Origin of the sequence: Noviherbaspirillum sp. ST9 (assembly GCF_048799745.1) — a bacterium.
In the GTDB taxonomy this organism is placed as follows: domain Bacteria; phylum Pseudomonadota; class Gammaproteobacteria; order Burkholderiales; family Burkholderiaceae_D; genus Noviherbaspirillum.
Genome location: NZ_JBLWFR010000002.1, coordinates 15,203 through 34,480 on the forward strand (window position 1 = coordinate 15,203; position 19,278 = coordinate 34,480).

Annotated in this window: 17 protein-coding genes; 14 read left to right on the forward strand and 3 right to left on the reverse strand. The window is 62.9% G+C overall.

Annotation, left to right across the window (positions count from 1 at the left end):
• Positions 1-31: 31 nt before the first annotated feature.
• Together ACNOHI_RS03505 and ACNOHI_RS03510 are read left to right on the forward strand one after the other, a co-directional pair.
• Positions 32-658, forward strand: a complete 627-nt coding sequence (locus ACNOHI_RS03505) for a LysE family translocator (RefSeq protein WP_420473264.1) — start codon at positions 32-34, stop codon at positions 656-658.
• Positions 659-666: 8 nt separating this feature from the next.
• Positions 667-1,266, forward strand: coding sequence for a DUF924 family protein (locus ACNOHI_RS03510; RefSeq protein ID WP_420473265.1), 600 nt, complete (start codon positions 667-669; stop codon positions 1,264-1,266).
• Between the two features lie 13 nt (positions 1,267-1,279).
• Here ACNOHI_RS03510 and ACNOHI_RS03515 read toward each other — a convergent pair whose 3' ends face one another.
• A complete protein-coding gene (locus ACNOHI_RS03515; RefSeq protein ID WP_420473266.1) occupies positions 1,280-1,912 on the reverse strand; it encodes a HugZ family protein in 633 nt (210 codons plus the stop codon).
• Between the two features lie 146 nt (positions 1,913-2,058).
• Between ACNOHI_RS03515 and ACNOHI_RS03520 the strand changes: the two genes are divergently transcribed.
• Positions 2,059-2,700: a histidine phosphatase family protein gene (locus tag ACNOHI_RS03520; RefSeq protein WP_420473267.1), complete on the forward strand. Its 642-nt coding sequence runs from the start codon at positions 2,059-2,061 to the stop codon at positions 2,698-2,700.
• A gap of 15 nt (positions 2,701-2,715) precedes the next feature.
• Here the strand turns inward: ACNOHI_RS03520 and ACNOHI_RS03525 are convergent, their stop codons facing one another.
• Entirely contained in the window at positions 2,716-5,859 is a 3,144-nt protein-coding gene (locus tag ACNOHI_RS03525; protein ID WP_420473268.1) for an error-prone DNA polymerase, read from the reverse strand.
• 168 nt (positions 5,860-6,027) lie between these two features.
• Here ACNOHI_RS03525 and ACNOHI_RS03530 point away from each other — a divergent pair, with 168 nt between their 5' ends.
• The 11 genes from ACNOHI_RS03530 to ACNOHI_RS03580 all read left to right on the forward strand — a co-directional run bounded on the left by ACNOHI_RS03530 (position 6,028) and on the right by ACNOHI_RS03580 (position 18,473).
• A complete protein-coding gene (locus tag ACNOHI_RS03530) occupies positions 6,028-6,237 on the forward strand; it encodes a hypothetical protein (RefSeq protein WP_420473269.1) in 210 nt (69 codons plus the stop codon).
• Between the two features lie 148 nt (positions 6,238-6,385).
• Positions 6,386-7,606: a polysaccharide pyruvyl transferase family protein gene (locus tag ACNOHI_RS03535; protein ID WP_420473270.1), complete on the forward strand. Its 1,221-nt coding sequence runs from the start codon at positions 6,386-6,388 to the stop codon at positions 7,604-7,606.
• 63 nt (positions 7,607-7,669) lie between these two features.
• On the forward strand, positions 7,670-9,418 hold the full coding sequence (locus ACNOHI_RS03540; protein WP_420473271.1) for a SpoIIE family protein phosphatase: 1,749 nt from the start codon (positions 7,670-7,672) through the stop codon (positions 9,416-9,418).
• A gap of 10 nt (positions 9,419-9,428) precedes the next feature.
• Positions 9,429-10,304, forward strand: a complete 876-nt coding sequence (locus ACNOHI_RS03545; protein WP_420473272.1) for a hypothetical protein — start codon at positions 9,429-9,431, stop codon at positions 10,302-10,304.
• A gap of 71 nt (positions 10,305-10,375) precedes the next feature.
• Complete coding sequence (locus ACNOHI_RS03550; protein ID WP_420473273.1) at positions 10,376-10,717, forward strand: STAS domain-containing protein; 342 nt, start codon at positions 10,376-10,378, stop codon at positions 10,715-10,717.
• Between the two features lie 11 nt (positions 10,718-10,728).
• Entirely contained in the window at positions 10,729-11,886 is a 1,158-nt protein-coding gene (locus ACNOHI_RS03555) for a sugar phosphate nucleotidyltransferase (RefSeq protein WP_420473807.1), read from the forward strand.
• 6 nt (positions 11,887-11,892) lie between these two features.
• Positions 11,893-12,366: an ATP-binding protein gene (locus tag ACNOHI_RS03560; protein WP_420473274.1), complete on the forward strand. Its 474-nt coding sequence runs from the start codon at positions 11,893-11,895 to the stop codon at positions 12,364-12,366.
• Positions 12,367-12,389: 23 nt separating this feature from the next.
• On the forward strand, positions 12,390-14,231 hold the full coding sequence (locus tag ACNOHI_RS03565; protein WP_420473275.1) for a glycosyltransferase: 1,842 nt from the start codon (positions 12,390-12,392) through the stop codon (positions 14,229-14,231).
• On the forward strand, positions 14,228-15,601 hold the full coding sequence (locus ACNOHI_RS03570) for a DUF3131 domain-containing protein (protein ID WP_420473276.1): 1,374 nt from the start codon (positions 14,228-14,230) through the stop codon (positions 15,599-15,601). The genes ACNOHI_RS03565 and ACNOHI_RS03570 overlap by 4 nt, the downstream gene beginning before the upstream one ends.
• Positions 15,598-17,031, forward strand: a complete 1,434-nt coding sequence (locus tag ACNOHI_RS03575; protein ID WP_420473277.1) for a DUF3131 domain-containing protein — start codon at positions 15,598-15,600, stop codon at positions 17,029-17,031. Before ACNOHI_RS03570 ends, ACNOHI_RS03575 begins: the two co-directional genes overlap by 4 nt.
• On the forward strand, positions 17,025-18,473 hold the full coding sequence (locus ACNOHI_RS03580) for a DUF3131 domain-containing protein (protein ID WP_420473278.1): 1,449 nt from the start codon (positions 17,025-17,027) through the stop codon (positions 18,471-18,473). The genes ACNOHI_RS03575 and ACNOHI_RS03580 overlap by 7 nt, the downstream gene beginning before the upstream one ends.
• 2 nt (positions 18,474-18,475) lie before the next feature.
• On the opposite strand, the gene ACNOHI_RS03585 is transcribed toward ACNOHI_RS03580, so the two are convergent.
• Positions 18,476-19,201, reverse strand: a complete 726-nt coding sequence (locus ACNOHI_RS03585) for a family 16 glycosylhydrolase (RefSeq protein WP_420473279.1) — start codon at positions 19,199-19,201, stop codon at positions 18,476-18,478.
• Positions 19,202-19,278 lie beyond the last annotated feature (77 nt).

Sequence of the window (19,278 nt, forward strand, 5' to 3'; positions counted from 1 at the left end):
CTGGTTTTTCGCCTGAGAACGCACGCCGGATATGATCCCCCTCGACATCGCCCTCGCATTCTTTACCACCTCGGTCCTGCTCGGTATTTCGCCCGGCCCCGACAACATCTTTGTCCTGACACAGTCCGCCTTGCGCGGCCGTCTCGCGGGACTCTTCGTCACGCTGGGGCTTTGCACAGGCCTGATCGTCCACACGCTCGCCGTCTCGTTCGGCGTTGCCGCCATCTTCCAGACCTCGGCCATTGCGTTCACCGTGCTGAAGTTCGCGGGCGCGGCCTACCTGCTTTATCTCGCGTGGCAGGCTTTCCGTGCGCCGACAGCAGGCATTCATCTCGGCGAGGGCAGCGGCGCTAGCGGCTGGGAGCTGTACCGGCGCGGCATCATCATGAACATTACCAATCCCAAGGTGTCGATCTTCTTCCTTGCCTTCCTGCCGCAATTCGCGGAGCCTGCGCGGGGATCGCTGACGGGGCAAATGATGCTGCTCGGCGGGCTGTTTATCCTGGCGACGCTGCTCGTGTTCGGCGGCATCGCACTGCTTGCGGGGACGATAGGCCGCAAGTTGGGGCAGTCCGCACGGGCGGAAAAGATCATGAACCGCGTTGCCGGCACCGTGTTCGCCGCGCTGGCGCTCAAACTGGCAACCACGCAACGATGAGCGGCAAGATGGAAAATCCGGCGTCCGTCCTGGAGTTCTGGTTCGGCACAAGCAAGGACGATGCAGCCGTCGCTTCCGAGCGTGCGAAGCTGTGGTGGATCAAGCGCGACGAAACCGACGGCGTGATTCGCGAGCGCTTCGAACACATGGTGCGCAAGGCGGCAGAGCGCGAACTCGATGCGTGGAGCGAGTCGGCTCAGGGCAGGCTTGCGCTGCTCATCCTCACGGACCAATTCCCGCGCAACATGTACCGCAACACGCCGGAGGCATTTGCCTTCGATGCAATGGCGCGGGAATGGTGCAAGGAAGGATTGCGCAATAATGCGCATCACGCGCTTCGCCCGATCGAGCGCGTCTTCTTCTATCTCCCGCTGGAACACTCGGAGTCGATGGACGACCAGGAGCAGGCCGTGGCCTTGTTCCGTGAGCTGATGGACAGTGTGGGTGAAGCGGGCAGGGAGGTGTTTGCGGGCTTCCTCGATTACGCCGTGCGTCATCGCGAAGTCATTGCGCGATTCGGCCGCTTCCCGCATCGCAACCGCATTCTTGGGCGTGAATCGAGCGCAGAGGAAATTGCTTTCCTCAAGGAGCCGGGCTCGTCGTTCTGACGACTCCTGTCGACTATCCCAGCAGCCGTTTGGCTTCGGACAGGATGACTTCCGGCGGCACCGCGCTCTGGTACGCAATGCGTTCGCGATGCCCATTCCGCAGCAGATCGATGCCGTAGCAATCGAGTCCGAGCACGTTCGTGCCTGCCTGGCCTTGCGCCTGCAGCAAGGCCACTTCGTCTTCCAGGTCGAGCACTTCGGCCTTCCCCCATTCTTCCTCTTCCAGCCATCCCATTTGCGCAAACCCGCCAATGTATCGGACGCGCTTCGGCACCAGCCGGAAGAAGGCGAAATCGCCGAGTTCGAGGTACTGCGCCGCGTCGGGCTGGTAGCGCACGTACCGCGCCTGCAACATGAGTGTGGCGTCGAAACGCTGCACGTCGCCGACGATCGTCATGCGGGGCGATTCCAGGACCTTGGGCTGGTCCGGATCGGTGACGAGCAGGCTCGCTTTCGGATTTTCCAGCAAGTTCTTCGTGTGCTCCGCGAGGCCGCTCAGGAGGAATACCGGGCAATGTCGCTCGTCGAGGACGAAGGGAAGGGCTGTGGCGAACGGATAGCCGGGCATGCGTGATGCCTGGGTGGCAAGTGCGCCGAAGGAAGTGCGGTGCAGCAAATGGATCGCGGAGGCAGTGTCGGGTTTCATGCGGCGGCTCGGGAAAAGAACGGCTTTCAGTGTACCGCTTTGCCGCTTCGGCACAAGTTGACCTGGGTCGTTGCTTTGCGGGAACTTTCGTGCCAGCATAATCGGCATCACATTGAGCGGGCTCGTCTTTCAGGGAGGTAGCCGCCATGCATGCCGTAACAGCCGACCACGTCGTTCCACGACTGAATCCATCGACGCGCGCGAGAGCTGCGCATCTCTGCGTGACACGACACGGAGAAACCGACTGGAACAGGCGTGGCATCCTGCAGGGATGGCTCGATGTGCCCATCAACGACCTGGGACGCCGGCAGGCGCACGAGATGGCATCGAGGTTTGCCGATGCGGGTTTTTCCGCTGTATGGTCGAGCTCACTCGTGCGGTCGCGCGAAACGGCCGAGATCATCGCTGCCGCACTCCGTCTTCCGCCGCCGTCCTGCCATGAAGGTCTCAAGGAAAGACACTTTGGCGCCATCCAGGGCATCCCGAAGGACGAACTGGCCGAACTCAATCCCGCACTGCTCGAACAGATCCTGCGCCGCAATCCCGCTGCCAGCTTTATCGACGGCGAGTCGATGGATGAATTCGCCGACCGTGTGCTTGGCGCGATGGACGACATCGGCATGCAGCATCGCGGCGAGCGCGTGCTCGTCATCTCGCACGGCTGGGTGATGGATGTCGTCACGCGGCACGTCAATGGACTGTCGCGCGACACTATCCTTCCGGTGAAACCGAAGAACGGAGACAGCGTCTGGATCGACGTGGCGCGCCACGTCCTCGCTGCCGCCTAGTCGCCTGTCAGTACCTCAAGCGAAATCCCTGCTCTTCGTCTGCAGGCTGCCGAGCAGGTGCGTCATGTCCACCAGCCGTTTCGCCACCAGGTGACGCACCTTGCCCTCGCATTGCCATATGCCGTACACGCCCAGCAAATGCGATGCGAGCAATTCCTTGCGCTGGCTTTCGACGAGTGCGGGCCAGACGATCACATTCACCGGCCCGGTCTCGTCCTCTATGGTGACGAACACGGTGCCGCTGGCGGTGGAGGGGCGCTGACGCACGGTGACGATGCCGCAGGCGCGCGCAAGCTGGCGGTCGGCGAAGGTGTTGAGCACCTCGGCCGGCAGGAAGCGTTTCTTCAACAGGATGGGCCGCAGCAGCGCCAGCGGATGGCGTCCCAGCGTCAGGCCGAGCGCGCGGTAATCGGCGACGATGCTTTCGCCTTCGGTGAGGCCGGGGAGGGGTACGTCTTCTTCCTGCACCGAGGTTTTCTTCAGGAGGTCCTTGCCGGCTTCGCTCACGACGGCCTGCCATAGCGCCTGGCGGCGGTTGCCGGCGAGGCCCTCGAGGGCATTTGCATGCGCGAGCGATTCCAGGTCTTGGCGTGTCAGTTGCGCGCGGCGCGCGAGGTCGGCCATGTCGGCAAACAGACGGATGGCGCGGGCTTCTTCGATGCGGCAGGCGGCTTCGAGGGAAAGGCCGCGGATCATGTTCAGTCCGAGCCGGACAGCTGGGAGGGCGTCTGTTCCCGCCATGGACGGTTCCAGCCTGGCCTCCCATTCGCTCGCCATCACATCCACCGGCCGCACTTCAACGCCATGCCGCACCGCATCCTGCACCAGCTGCGATGGCGCGTAAAAACCCATCGGCTGGCTGTTCAGCAGGGCTGCAAGAAAGGCCGCCGGTTCATGGCGCTTGATCCAGGAACTCACATACGCAAGCAAAGCGAAACTGGCGGCATGGCTCTCGGGAAAACCATACTCGGCAAAGCCTTCGATCTGGCGCACGATGGCGGTGATGAACTCCTCTTCGTAGCCTTTCTTCCGCATGCCGTCCTTGAGCTTTTGCTGGAACTTGCCGAGGTCCCCCTTGCGCCGCCAGGCGGCCATCGAGCGACGCAACTGATCCGCCTCGCCGGGCGTGAAGTCGGCCGCCGCCATGGCAATCTGCATGACCTGCTCCTGGAACAGCGGCACGCCGCAAGTACGCTCCAGGGCCGGGCGGATTTCCTCCTTCGGATACGTAACGGGTTCCAGTCCCTGCCTGCGCCGCAGATAGGGATGCACCATTCCCCCCTGGATCGGCCCCGGCCGCACGATCGCCACCTGGATCACGAGGTCGTAGAACTCCTTCGGTTTCAGCCGCGGCAGCATCGTCATCTGCGCGCGGCTTTCTATCTGGAACACGCCGACGGTATCGGCCTCCTGGATCATTGCGTAGGTGGCCGGATCTTCCGCCGGAATATCCTCCATGCAGAACGGCTCGTCGCGCCATTCGCTGATCATGTCCAGTGCGCGGCGGATCATGGACAGCATGCCGAGCGCGAGGATGTCGACCTTCAGCAGGCCCAGCGCATCGAGGTCGTCCTTGTCCCATTGCACCACGCTGCGGTCGGGCATCGAGGCATTCTCGATCGGCACCAGCCGCGACAGCTTGCCGCGCGCAATGACGAAGCCGCCGGGATGCTGCGACAGGTGGCGCGGAAAACGCATCAGCTTTTCCGCGATGTCCGACCACTGCTGCGCGATCGGAGACGAGGGATCCATCCCGCATTCCTGGAAACGTTCCGACAGGCCGGTCTTGCCGTCCCACCAGCGATGCGACTTGGCGATCCTGTCGACGATGAAGAGATCGACCCCGAGCGCCTTGCCGACGTCGCGCAGCACGCTGCGCGGCTTGTAGCTGATGACAACCGCGGTGAGCGCGGCGCGCAGGCGGCCGTACTTGCCGTAGATGTACTGGATGACTTCCTCGCGCCGCTGGTGCTCGAAGTCGACGTCGATGTCGGGCGGCTCGTTGCGCTCCTTCGAGATGAAGCGCTCGAACAGGGAATGGCTGCGCGATGGATCGACCTCGGTGATGCCGAGGCAATAGCAGACGGCGGAGTTGGCCGCCGAGCCGCGCCCCTGGCAGAGGATGTGCCGGCTGCGCGCGAAGCTCACGATGTCGTACACAGTGAGGAAGTAGGGTTCGTACGCCATTTCGGCAATCAGCTTGAGCTCGTACTCGACCAGCTCCTGGACCTTCGCCGGAATGCCTTTCGGATAACGGCGATGCGCGCCGGTCCAGGTTTCCCTGCGCAGGTAGCCGGCTGGCGTTTCTCCCGGCGGCACCAACTCGTCGGGGTATTCGTAGCGCAGTTCGTCCAGCGAGAAGGTGCACAGGCTTGCGATCCGCACGCTTTCCGCCAGTGCGGCCGGCGAATAGATGTTCCCCAGGCGCAACCGCGAGCGCAGGTGCTGTTCCGCATTGGGGGCGAGATCGAATCCGCATTCGGCAATCGGCTTGCCCAGCCGGATGGCGGTCAGCGTATCCTGCAGCGGCTTGCGCGAGCGCACATGCATGCAGACATCGCCGGTCGCTACGATGGGAAGGGCATGTTCCTGCGCGACCTGTTCGACGACGGTGCGGTGCATGTCGTCGCCCGAGCGGTGCAGCAGCGTCATCGCGATCCATGCGCGGCCGGGGAAGGTACGCAGCAGCCATTCGGCCTGCGGCGCCAGCGTGGCGGCATCGATGCCGTGTTCGGGCACGAGGATCGCCAGGCAATGTGGCATACCGCGCAAATGAGCATGGGCGGGTTCCGGTGCGTGCAGGTCTTCCGGCATGAGGTGGTATGCGCCTTTTTCGGCGCGCATGCGGGCGAGGGTGATCAGTTCGCACAAGTTGCCGTAGCCCTCGCGGTTCTGTGCAAGCAGGATCAGCGAAAAGGCAGGGCGGCCATCGTCGCGCACCAGCCGGAACTGGCTGCCGATCAGCAGGGGCAGGCCGGCCTGTTTGGCATCCACATGCGCGCGCACCACCCCTGCAAGCGAGCATTCATCCGTGATCGCCAGCGCCGCATAGCCCAGGCTCGCCGCGCGCGCCACCAGTTCTTCCGCATGCGAGGCGCCCCGCAGGAAGCTGAAATTGGTCACACATTGCAGTTCGGCATAGGCGGGAAGGGCGGACATGCTGCAGATCGTATACTGTACAAAAACACAGTATATGATCTGCAGCAGGTTTCGTCACGGTAAGGATGCGTCTGTTGTGCCGGTTGCATGCGGCAGCGATTGCGCCTGCTCAAAGGTTATCAATTGCACAACGGTAGACTCATCCTGATCCAACCGCAGGAGGCCGCCATGGTTACATCGCAAAGCGTGAAGGCATGCACCATTGCGTTGCCGCTGGCGGTCGCCATCGCTGCCTGCGGCGGGGGCGGCGGCGATCCCGGTGTCTCGCCGCAAGCGAACAATGGCGCCGACACGCGGCTGCATCCGGAAACGTATGTCGAACGCTGGTGGCCAGGATGCAGCGAAGGCGCTCCCTGTACACCGCTAGCCGCGCGCTGAGCGCCGCCATGCCTTACCGCCATCGCCTCCAGCGGCTACATCAACGGCGACTGCTGCGCCTGCAGCGCCGCCTGCGCGCTTTTCTCCCGGCTTTCCTGCGCCGACCTCCGCGACAGCGGCCATCCTCGTGACAGGAGGCGGGTATATCATGGCCTTCGTGATTCCAGCAGCATCCGACGCCGTTCCCACCATCCTGTTTGGCGCATTCGACCGCCACAACTTCGGCGACCTGCTGTTTCCGCACATTGCCCTTGCCTTGCTTTCGCCGGCACATCCCGTCCTTGCCGGCGTGGCCGCACGCGACCTGCGTACCTTCGGCGGACATCGCGTCGAGGCGCTTGCCGACCTCGCCGCGCGCTTGCGCGACCAGCCGGTCAACATCCTCCACGTCGGCGGCGAACTGCTTGCCTGCGACATATGGCAGGCCGCGGTGATGACCTTGCCTCCGGAGGAAGCGCTGGACACCATCCTGCGCTTCGATGAACGCCCGCGCGATGCCCGCGAATGGGCGCGGCAAAGGACAGGCATTGCCGCGCTGGCGCCCTACACCGTCAATCGCGCCCTGTTTCCACGAGCGAAATGCGTGGTCTTCAACGCAGTGGGCGGCGTGGATCTCGATGGATGGGACCAGGCATTCCGCGACGAGGTGCTGGAAAAGTTGCGCAACGCTGATGCAGTCGGCGTCCGCGATACCGTTACGCAGGCACTCCTGCATGCCGCCGGGGTGCGCACCCTGCTCATGCCCGATCCCGCTGTCCTGATGGAGCAAGTGTTCGGCGAGGGAATCCGCAGGCGGAGCGGCGAGGGCGAGACTGCGCGCATGCGCAAGGCATTCCCCCAAGGGTACGTCGCCGTGCAGTTCAGTGCCGACTTCGGTGATGACGCGACGCTGTCGGAGATGGCCGATCGGCTGGATGCACTTGCCGATGACACGGGACTCGGGATCGTCTTCTTCCGCGCCGGCGCCGCGCCCTGGCATGACGACATCGCCTGCTTCGAACGGACCGTCGCCCGCATGCGCCGTGGCGCGCGCATATTCACCTCGCTCGACCTGTGGGATATCTGCGCCCTCATTGCCGCCAGCCGCTGCTACCTTGGCGGCAGCCTGCATGGCCGCATCGTGGCAATGGCATTCGGCCTGCCCCGCGTGAGCCTGCTTCGCATGAATCAACGCGGTGAGCGGAGCAAGCAGGGCGCTTATGCATCCACCTGGGACGACGGCATGCCGGGAGCGATCGGAATGCCAGGCATCGTCGACGGCGTCCAAGCCGCGCTCGCAGCCGATCCGTTATTGCTGGAACAAAAGGCGGCGGATCTCGCCGACCGCTACTGCCGCGCTTTCCGCGCCCTCACTGAATCGTTCGCCTGACTCTTCCCAAGAACCAAGTTTTGCCGCCCGGGTCATATGGGAGAGTCATCTTTCTGTTGATCCATGGTAACCGCACCGATCCCGCCCGACGAAGCACAGCGCCTCCAGAACCTCGACAGCTACCAGCTGCTCGACACGCCCTTCGAAGCCGTATTCGACGAAATCGCCTCCCTTGCCGCACGCATATGCAACGTTCCCTACGCAATGATTTCGCTGGTGGACAGCAAACGCCAGTGGTTCAAGGCGGTGCATGGGATGCAGGGGCCCCGTGAAACACCGCGCGACATCAGCTTCTGCGGACACGCGATTGTCCATGATGAAGTGTTCTACGTGCCCGATGCGCTGGCGGACGAGCGTTTCCATGACAATCCGTTTGTCACCGGCGAGCTGTCGATCCGGGTCTACGCCGGCATGCCCCTCGCCAGCGAGGAGGGCTACAAGCTGGGCACCCTGTGCGTGCTGTCAGACCGCCCGACGGCATTAAGCGAAGCACAGCTTGAATCCCTGAAGCAGTTGTCGCATGTGCTCAAGGCCTTGTTTTCCGCACGCAAGAAGGAGGCGCGCCTGGCCGTGCTCGGGCAAGTGCTGGACCAGCTCGACGATGAAATCATGCTGGCCGATCCATTGACGTTCGCCTGCACCTACGCCAACCTCGCCGCCCACAAAGCCTATCTCCCGGAGGGAAGCCTGGCAGGCATGCGCCTGTCCGACATCGCCCAGACGGACGGCAACGACCAGCACCGTCAGCTGATCGATTCCTTCCAGTCCGGGACAGCTAACAGCATTCGGCTGGAACTGCCGCGCGGCAATGCGGCGGAAAATGGCGAACCGGAGCGTGTCGTCGAGCTTCGCCTGCAGCGGCTTGTGACAGGGCACGGGGCCAAGGTCGTCCTGATCGGCCACGACATCTCGGAGCGCAAGAAGCTCGACCAGGTCAAGGCCGAGCTGCATGCCAACCTCGAGCGCCATCACCAGGAAATGAGCCATGCGTACCGCCAGCTCAGCGACGAGCTGGCAATCGCGCGCGAAATGCAATTGCGCTTCCTACCCAGCCCCAAGCACATCGGCGACGTCTGCTTCGACTGGCTGTTTCGTGCATCCAGTTATATCGGCGGCGACATCTTCGATTATTTTCCGCTGGACGAACGCCACCTCTGTTTCCATGTCATCGACGTGTCGGGGCATGGCGTCTCGGCCGCACTGCTGGCCTTCGCGGCGCAGCGCCAGATGTTTTCCGCTCGCTCCGAGACGCGCGCGCTCATCCACCGCCTCGATGGCGACATTGCCTCCGCCGCCTCGTTCGTCGTGCAGGAGTTCAACCAGCGTTTTGCCGCGATGAACGAAAGCAGCCTTTACCTCACCTTGATTTTCGGCATCCTCGATACGCATACCGGCGAAACCGCGCTAGTGCAGGCCGGACATCCGCCGCCCTTGCTGAGCAAGCCCGGGGAGCAGTCGCTGCAAGCGGTCGGCGAAGGCGGCCTTCCCATTGGCATCCTGGACCATGTGGAATACGAAGCGAACGTCGTGCGCATGACGCCGGGATCGCGTCTTTACCTGTATTCAGACGGCGTGACCGAATGCCCGAATGCGAGCGAGGAAATGTTCGGCCGGGAACGCCTGGAACGCCTCCTGACGCAAAATCCCGGCGCGCCGCTGCACGCCGTGCGCGAAGCGCTGGACAGCGCGCTGGAAGAATGGCGTGGCGGCAATGACAGCTTCGAGGACGATGTGACTTTCCTCACGGTCGAATATGGTCTTCCGAACCAACACGCACCGAAACGTGTCAGGCAAGCGTCAGGAGGACGATAACGGAAACGACATGACGATGTGCAATGCCCGGGGCCTGTTTGCATTCATCGCGCCTTGCATGCTGCCGCTGACGGCTTTCGCGCAGGATTGGAACGACACTTCCATGCCGCGCCCCGCGACGACAACGTCGGAAGAGGCGGCACCCAAGGCCAGGTTGCGCCTCGGTTTCGACTATCCGCTGCGTACCAATGCGGCCGGCGCTGTCGGCGCAGGCACACAAGGCACGCCGGCAGTGTCGCCAACCTTGCAGGCCGAGCTGCGCATCACTCCGGCGTCGTACTGGTTTGCCGGTATCACCTTCTACCGTTACCTGTATTCCGACCGCCAGCAGCCGTGGAATCCGGACTTCACCTACACCTTCGGCTACGACGACTGGCATCCGAATACCTTCAGCCTCGTCTACGGCAACTATTCCGGCAACCGCCTCGACCCGGGCGCCGGCGAAACCCACAGCCGCTTCCGCCAGGGGAACTGGTCCCTCGGCTACAAATTCCGCATGCACGAAGCGCTCGATCCCATCTTCAAGATCGACGAAAAGGATGAAGTCAGCTGCAGCGTGAACGCCAACGTGACGCCGCGCTATACCGACCTGCGCACCCTGTCCATTAAGAAGTACAAACGCAGCGTTTCGCTCGGCTGCCGCTACATGCTTCCGAACAACTTGTACGCGAACCTGACCGCCTTCCGTTACGTTGACCGCAGTCAGCAGCAGCCCTGGGATCCCGATTTCACCTATGGCTTCGGCTATTTCGACTGGCGGCCGGGCACGATCACGATCCAGTACAACAACTACGCGGGCAACCGCTTTCCGTGGCGCGACCGCAATAGCGGGCAGGGCGGGTTTCGTCGCGGCAGCGTTTCGATTTCCTGGTCGAAGAGCTGGTAGATCCGCTTGCCCAAACTTATGCATGGAAAGACGGTCAACAATCGGTAGACAAGAACAGAAAGAGGAAGCACATGGAAATCATCGATGTGAGCAAGGAGAACGACATCGCCATTGTCCGCCCGCAGGTGAAGCGGCTCGACGCGTCCGTTGCGCTGGCATTCAAGCAGGAGGTGCAGCAAGTGGTGGAGTCGGGCGAGAAGGCGCTGGTGCTTGACCTCGCGGATGTGCAGTTCATGGACTCGAGCGGACTTGGTGCAATGGTGTCCATTCTGAAGGCGCTCGGCGCGGGCGGCAGGCTGGCAGTGTGCAATGTGACCGGAGCCGTCCTCAGCCTGTTCAAGCTCACACGCATGGACCGGGTGTTTGCCATTGCGTCGGCACCGGCGGAAGCCATTGGCATGCTGAAGGCCTGACCGTGAAAGCCATGATCCTGGCTGCCGGGAAGGGAACGCGCGTCCGGCCGCTGACCAATGTCGTTCCCAAGCCGATGATTCCGCTGGTGCGCAAGCCGGTGATGGAATCCATCATCGAGCACCTTGCCGCGCACGGCTTCGACAAGATCTTCATCAACACCAGTTATCTATCGTCCGCCATTGAGAACTATTTCCGCGACGGCGAGCGCTTCGGCGTGCAGATTGCCTATTCGTATGAAGGCGAACTGGAGAACGGGCAGTTCGTCGACCGTCCCATCGGTTCCGCGGGCGGCATGCGCAGGATCCAGGATTTCTGCGGATTCTTCGATGACACCTTTGCCGTGCTGTGCGGCGATGCCCTGATCGACGTGGACCTGACGGCGGTGCTGGATTTCCATCGCTCCCGCAAGGCACTGGCGACCATCGTCACCAAGACCGTGCCGCTGGAAGAGGTCAGCAAGTACGGCGTCGTCGTCACGGACAAGGACGGGCGCGTGCTGCGCTTCCAGGAAAAGCCCGCGCCGGCGCATGCGGCATCGACCGATGCCAACACCGGCATCTACATCTTCGAGCCCAAGGTGTTTGACACCATTCCCCCGGGGCAGGAGTACGACATCGGCGGACAGCTCTTCCCGACACTGGCCGACGAAGGTGCGCCGGTGTTTGCGACGGCGCAGCCGTTCCAGTGGGTCGATATCGGTTCGGTGACGGACTTCTGGCAGGCGACGCGCCTGGCGCTGACGGGGCAGGTGCGCGGATACCGCCTGCCGGGCGAGGAAATCCGGCCCGGCATCCGGACGGGTCTCGGGATACGCGCTGACTGGGACAAAGTTCAGGTGAATGGGCCAGTCTATATCGGCGCGGCGACCGCCATCGGTGACGGGGCGGTGATCGAGGGGCCGGCAGTCATCGGCGCGAACTGCGTGATCGAACCGGGCGCGCAGGTACGGCAAAGCATCATCGGCGACTATACCCGGGTAGCGTCAGTTGCATCGGTCTCCGACCGCATCGTGTTCGCCGGCAAGCTCATCGATCCGCACGGTGCCGTGGTCGACATCGAGGATGCCGACATCGGATGGCTGCTCGACGACGCGCGCAAGGGACTGGTGACGGATCCGGTGCACGACGTGTTGCGCGAAATGGTGCAGCACGGCCAGGGACCTTGGTGAGCCGCCATGTCCGGTACGCCGACCAAAATGACTCGCCGCGTGCGCTTCACCATGCCTGCGGAGCTGGACAATGTGTCCGCGACCGCGGAGGCATTGCGCGCCTTCATGTCGCGTAGCCTGCCGGAAGAAGCATGCAACGCGATCGAACTCGGGATCGTCGAGGCGCTGACCAATATCGTGATGCATGGATATGGCGGACTGGAGCCGGGAGCAGTCGAGCTCTCTTTCGAGCAGTCCGCGGACGCGGCCATCGTGGAAATCATCGATGCGGGACGGCCGATTCCCATGCCGGCGCTGGGCAGTGCCGGGCTCGGTAAATTCGATTTCGATCCGGCGGATATTTCGCAGCTGCCGGAAGGCGGCATGGGCTTGTCCATCATCCGGACGGTATTCGATGCCGTGCAATACGAATCCAGCGATGGCGTCAACCGCCTGACGCTGGCCAAGCGTTTCGGCGCACCGGAAGTGGAGATCGGATAAGGGCATTGAATGCAGGAGTGAACTTGGATTTTTATTTCAGGCAATTCGAACACCGCAGGCCGCCACCACCGTTGCCGCATTCGCCGGCCATCGAACTGACTTGGCAGTTCCTCGTCGTCGTCGCGCTCATTCTCGGCGCCAACTACATCCGCTGGCGATGGATGGAGTCGCTCAATTTCGATGCATTGTGGTTTGCCATTCCGCTTGTAGTGGCGGAAACACTGGCCTACATCGGACTCATCCTGTTCGCGATCAACCTGTGGACGGTGCGCGATTATCCGCGCCGCCCGCCGCCGCGCGAGATCGGCGAATGCGCGGATAACCCGGGCGACGAGCATCGCCGCATTGCCGTCGACATCTTCCTGACCACCTACAACGAGGAAGAAGAGCTCGTGCGCATGTCGATCCGCGACGCGAAGGTGGTCCGCTATCCGCATCCGATCGACATCCGCATCCATGTGCTGGACGACGGCAAGCGCCCGGCCATGCGCCAGGTGGCGGAAGAGGAAGGCGTCAACTACATCACGCGAGCGAGCAACATCGGTTTCAAGGCGGGTAACTTGCGCAATGCGATGGAGCATACGAGCGGCGACTTCATCGTGATCTGCGATGCGGATACGCGCCTGTTTCCGACCTTCCTCGAGCATACGCTCGGCTATTTCCGCGACGTCGACGTGGCATGGGTGCAGACGCCGCAGTGGTTCTACGACATTCCCGAAGGCGAGCGGCTGCCGGAGATCCTCGGCAAGCGCGGCGGCCGTGCCGGACGGCTGCTGGGCAAATGCGTGGAGCGTGTCGTCGGGCCGGTGCGCATTGGCGAGGACCCGTTCGTGAGCGACGCGCAAATGTTCTACGACATCATCATGCGCCGCCGCAACTGGGCCAATGCCTCGTTCTGCTGCGGTGCGGGTTCCATCCATCGGCGGGAAGCGGTGATGCAGGCGGCCTTGCGCGCCTTCGCGCTGACCGTGGACCGGGAAGTCCAGCGCTACGCGTCGGACATCCAGGACGCCGCGCTGCGGCAGGATTTCAGCGATGAGATGCGCCGGCAGATGATCCTGGAAACCGAGTTTACGCCCTACAAATTCCACGTTTCCGAAGATATCTATACCTCCATCGTCCTGCACAACGACGAGGCACGGCGCTGGAAGTCGGTGCTGCATCCGGAGGTGGAGTCGAAGATGTTGTCGCCGCAAGACCTGCTTTCCTGGGTGATCCAGCGGTTCAAGTATGCGGGCGGCACGCTGGACATCTGCTTTCGCGACAATCCCTTGTTCCGCGGCCGAATGAGCTGGGCGCAACGGGCGATGTACCTGTCGACTTTCTGGTCGTATTTCGGCTGCCTGTGGAATGTGGTGTTCATCGCCGCGCCCATCATCTACCTGTTCACCGGCATTCCGCCGTTGTCCGCTTACTCGACCTCGTTCTACCTGCATTCGATTCCCTTCCTGCTGACAACTGAACTGGCCTTCATGTTCGGCATGTGGGGCGCGCGCTCGTGGGAAGGGAAGTCTTCTTACCTGTCGTTCTTCTCGATCAATTTCCGGGCGCTATGGACGGTGCTCAAGGGCGAAAAGATCAAGTTCCCGGTCACCCCGAAGGAGCGGCAGGAAGGCAATTTCCTCGCGCTGGTGATCCCGCAGATGGCTGTGGTCGCGCTGACCATCGCCGGCATCGTGTATGGCTCCTACGTGGTGTTTGCGCTCGGGCAGACGCAGGAATTGCAGAGCTGGATCGTCAACACGGCTTGGGGACTGAACAATATCCTCGTCATGCTGCCCATGATCCGGGCAGCGCAATGGACCCCGCCGGAGGAATCCGGGGTGTCTCCGGCCGTGGCACTGGAAGCGGCGGGGGCAAGATGAACAACGAGAACCTGCTGCGCGCCCGGAGCAACATCGTTTTCATCATCGCCCTGCTGGTAGGCTTCGGCCTGGTCATGTGGGTGGAAAAGCACAGCGTCGCACCGCCAGGGCAGGATGCGGCAGTGCTCGCACAGGGACGCAATTGGGGACCCGGTAACGTGCCGCGCACCATTACTTATAGCCAGGGTATTCCGGCATTGCCCGAGCCCCGGCCGCTGGATGCGCGCGAGCGCGAGTGGGCGCAGGTCGCGTGGAAATATTTCGACAACAACACCCATCCCGAGACCGGGCTGGTGAACTCGGTGGACAAGTACGAGGCGGCGACCATGTGGGATACGGCGTCCTACCTGCTCGCGCTGATTTCAGCGGCACGGCTGGAACTGATCCCGATGAAGGAGTTCGACGCGCGGATGGCAAAAGCACTGGCCGCGCTGGGCCGCCTGCCGCTGTTCGATGCTGCGTTGCCGAACAAATCCTACAGTACCGCGACACTATCGATGGTGGACTATGCCAACAAGCCCACGCCCAACGGCATCGGCTGGTCGGCTATCGACATCAGCCGCCTGCTGGTGCCGCTCAACATCATCGCCTGGAGTTACCCGGCGCATGGCGAATCGGCACGCCGCGTGATTGCGCGCTGGAACATGCAGCGGCTGACGCACGAGGGCGCGCTGTTCGGCGTCCACGTGGTCAATGCCGGCGAGTTCCAGCACCTGCAGGAGGGCAGGCTGGGTTATGAGCAATACGCCGCCAAGGCAGCCAGTCTGGTCGGACTTGATGTGGCGGAGGCGCTCGACTACCGTGCGCAGCTCGACTATGCGGATGTGTATGGCATCCAGCTTCCGCACGACCGCCGCGATGCGCGCGCCACCGGCGGGCATAACTACGTGGTGAGCGAACCCTATGTGCTCGATGGCCTCGAGTTCGGCTGGGATCGCGTCTCGCGCGAATTCGCGTGGCGTGTCTACCGCGCGCAGGAAGAGCGGTACCGTCGCACCGGTACGCTGACGGCCGTGACCGAAGACCACATCGACCGGGCGCCGTACTTCGTCTACAACACCGTCTACAGCAACGGCAAGGCGTGGAACACGCTGACCGAGAAGGGAGAGGATGCCTCGAAGCTGCGCAGTCTGAGCGTGAAGGCCGCCTTCGGCTGGCACGCGCTGTACCGGTCAGACTACACGGCAAAACTGGTGGGGGCCGCGGCGAAGCTGTTCGATCCGGAGCGCGGCTGGTACGCCGGCATGTACGAAGAGGGCGGCGCGCCGAACAAGGCAATCACGGCCAATACCAACGCCGTCGTGCTGGAAAGCCTCGCCTTCATCGCCAGCGGCCGCCTGGTGAACTACAGACAGGAGGAAAAGCCATGATGGGTGCTCGTGCGAGGATGGCGATCGCCGCGATGCTTTTCTGCGCATATGGCGTGGCAACAGCCGCGGCCTGTTCCGGTCCCGAACTTCCTGCCGCCCGCTACAGCCAGCGCAACGGTGCACTGACCGAAGCGGAAATGACGATGGCACGCGTCGCCTGGAAGTATTTCGAGAACAACCTGCACAAGGAATCCGGCCTGGTGAATGCGGTGGACGGCTATCCGTCGACGACCATGTGGGACACCGCTTCCTACATCGCCGCCATCGTCTCCGCCGTCGAGCTCGGCATCATTCCGCGCAAGGAGGCGCACGACCGCCTTGCTGCCGTGATCCAGACCTTCAACCGCATGGCCTTCTTCCGCGACGAGCTGCCCAACAAGGTTTATCACGCCAAGACGGTGGAGAAGGTGGACTACACCAACAAGCCCGGCGAAATCGGCTTTTCCGCCATCGACCTGGGCCGGCTGCTGATCTGGCTGAAAATCGTGAAGGAGCGCTATCCGGAACACGCCGAGGGCATCGACCGCTTCGTGCTGCGCTGGAAGTTCGACAACATCGTGGACAAGACCGGCACGCTGTTCGGCGCCCGCCTGAACGAACAGAAGAAGGTGGAGTACGTGCAGGAAGGCCGCCTCGGCTATGAGGAATATGCAGCCAAGGGGTTCGAGCTGTGGGGCATCGGCACCGAGCTCGCATCGAAGCCCGAGCCTTACGAAATCATCACGGCGCATTGTGTGGACGTGCCGTTCGATTCGCGCGATCCGCGCAAGACGCACCAGCACAATTATGTGGTGTCCGAGAGCTATGTGCTCGACGGCGTCGAGTTCAACTGGGACCTTGCGCAGGATCGCGACACCAGCGATCGCCGCCACAGCCACGAATGGATGGAGGAATTCGCGCACCGCGTCTACCAGGCGCAGGAAAATCGCCACCGCGACACCGGCATCGTGACCGCGCGCTCGGAACACCAGCTCGACCAGGAGCCGTACTTCGTCTACGACACCGTCTACACCGACGGCTTTGCCTGGAACACGATCACGGATACCGGCAAGCACGTGCCGCAATTCGCCGCCGTCTCGCTGAAGGCGGCGCTCGGCATGTGGGTGCTGTGGAAATCGGAATACACCGACCTGCTGTTCCAGAAAATCGTCAACACCTACGACCCTGCAAAGGGCTATTTCGAAGGCATCCTGGAAAACGGAAAAGGGCCGATCAAGACCTTCACTGCCAACAACAACGGCATCATGCTCGAATCGCTGCTCTACAAGGCGCAGGGCAAGCTGCTGCGCTGGGGCCAGGGCAAGCCGGGGCTGTGGGAAAAATCGATGAACGAGCCCTACGGCACCAATGCGCTCACGCGCTTCAATTTCCGCAGGGCGGGGGAAGCCTGTTCGTCCGACGGCGCGGAAAGCGGACGGCCGGCGTGCTGAGCCGCCGGACGCATCGGACGGGGGCACGCGTGCTCCCCGTCGCCCTGGCGCTGGTCGCCGCGCTGGCCCTGCCCGGATGCGGCATCGTCGTGCGCCAGGCCAATCGCGCTATCGATTACAGCCGCCATGTCGGCGACGTCGGGCGCTACGGCCGCCTGACCGAGCAGGAAATGCAATGGGCGAAGGTCGCATGGCGTTATTTCGAGAACAACACCAATCCGGAGAACGGCCTGGTCAACGGCTTCGACCGCTATCCGGCCTTCTCGATGTGGCATGTCGCCGATTACATGGCCGCGCTGTCAGCGGCGCGCGACCTCGGCCTGATCGAGCTGCGCGAATTCGATGAACGCATGTCGCGCGTGCTCAAGTTCCTGAATACGATGGACCTGTCGGAAGGCAGCGTGCCGAACAAGCTGTACAACAGCGTCACCGGCAAGATGGTCAACTACAGCAACCAGCCCGAGGACATCGGCTGGTCGGCCGTGGAAACCGGCCGCCTCCTGACCTGGATGAAGATCGTCGGCGCGCGTTACCCGCAGTACCGCGAGTATCTCGACAAGGCTGTCCTGCGCTGGAATTTCTGCCAGGTGATCGACGACTGCGGGACGATGTTCGGCACCTCGCGCGCCAAGGGGCAGCGCCATCGCTACCAGGAGGGCAGGTTCGGGTATGAGCAGGCCGCCGCCGCAGGGTTTTCTGCCTGGGGATTCGACGCGTCGCGAATCTGGAGCCCGCCGAAGCTGGCGAGCGTGACCATCCTCGGGGCTCCCGTGCCCTTCGATCCGCGCGATCCGCGCGAGACCGGCGCGCAGGCGCCTGTGCTGACCATGCCCCATGTCCTCCTAGGGATGGAGTACGGCTGGCGCTATCCGGGCAGAAGTGTGGCAAGCGCGGGCGAAAGGGTTGACCTGCGCCGGATCGCGCAGCAGGTGTATGCGGTGCAGGAGACGCGCTACCGCAAGCAGGGCGTGCTTACTGCAAGAACCGACTACCAGGTGCGCGAGGCGCCGTACGCAGTGACGGATGCGATCTACAACGCGGGCGTGCCATGGAGCACCGCCGGGCCGGACGGCAAGGAGCAGGAGAAGCTGGCGCTGGTCTCGACCCGCGCCGCGTTCGGCATGTGGGTACTGTGGCCGGGCGAGTACACCGACAGGCTGCTGCAGGCAGTCGAGGCGCTGCACCAGCCCAACCGCGGATGGTATGAAGGGCGGCTCGAGCACAGCGGCGGGGCGCTGGAGAGCATTTCACTGTCGACGAATGCGATGGTGCTGGAAACTCTGCTGTTCAAGGTGCGCGGACGGCTGCATCCGGAGGAAACGCCGGCGGGATACTTCGATCGCCGGCTGGCGGATGTCTTCGATCGACCAGGAACGTGCCTTCCGGCCGAGCGGCCGGTGTGCAAGCCGCAGCAAAGGCGCCGCGGCAGTCTTGGCCAATAGGCTTACTGGCCGATCCAGACCGAGCTGTATTCCGCCTTGCCCGGCGTGCCGTCGTAGTAGCCGGGAAAGTAGATCGCCGAGCCGGTGTTGTCGCCATACCAGGCGTTCATCATCAGCTTCATTGGTGCGGCCAGCGCCACATACACGCGGCGGATCTCTACCCACTGTCCCGCATCGTTCATGACGTGCCACGCGATGGAGTCGGGCTGCCAGACGAAGCTGTAGCGGCGCAGGGCGGAGGCGGGATTGATGCCGAGCGTGGTCAGGTCGACGTCGAGGGGATCCTGCCGGCCGCCGATCCAGTAATTGGTGTGCAGCAGCGTCGTGCCGCCGATGAATTCGATGTCGATTTCGAAATGGCTTTCGGTCCCGGCCTTGCCGTCATAAAGGAAGAAGGAACTAATCGTGCCTTTCACGTCGGACGGTTTCATGTCCACGATGAAAGTGCCGTAGCGCCAGAACTGCTTCGTGCGCACTTCCGCGCATTTGCCAGAGCTGCCGCTAAAGCTCAGCGTGAGCATGCCCTTGGACTTGCTCACGTCCTGTTCAGAGAAGGTGCAGCCGAACGGGTGGCCATTCACCCAGGACGCAATGTCCCAGGCAGCGCCCAGCTTCCCCTTGTTGCTGAAGTCGTCGTAAAAGACCTGCGTCACCTGTGCGCCCACGTTGCTACCCACTGCCAGTCCTGCCGCACAGAGCAGCGCACCGGCCAGCTTCCTGAACTTCATGTCGGACCTCTGTGTTTCCGCCTCCGGTAGAAATACCGGAAACTAATTTCCATACGGAAACATTACCACTACATGCG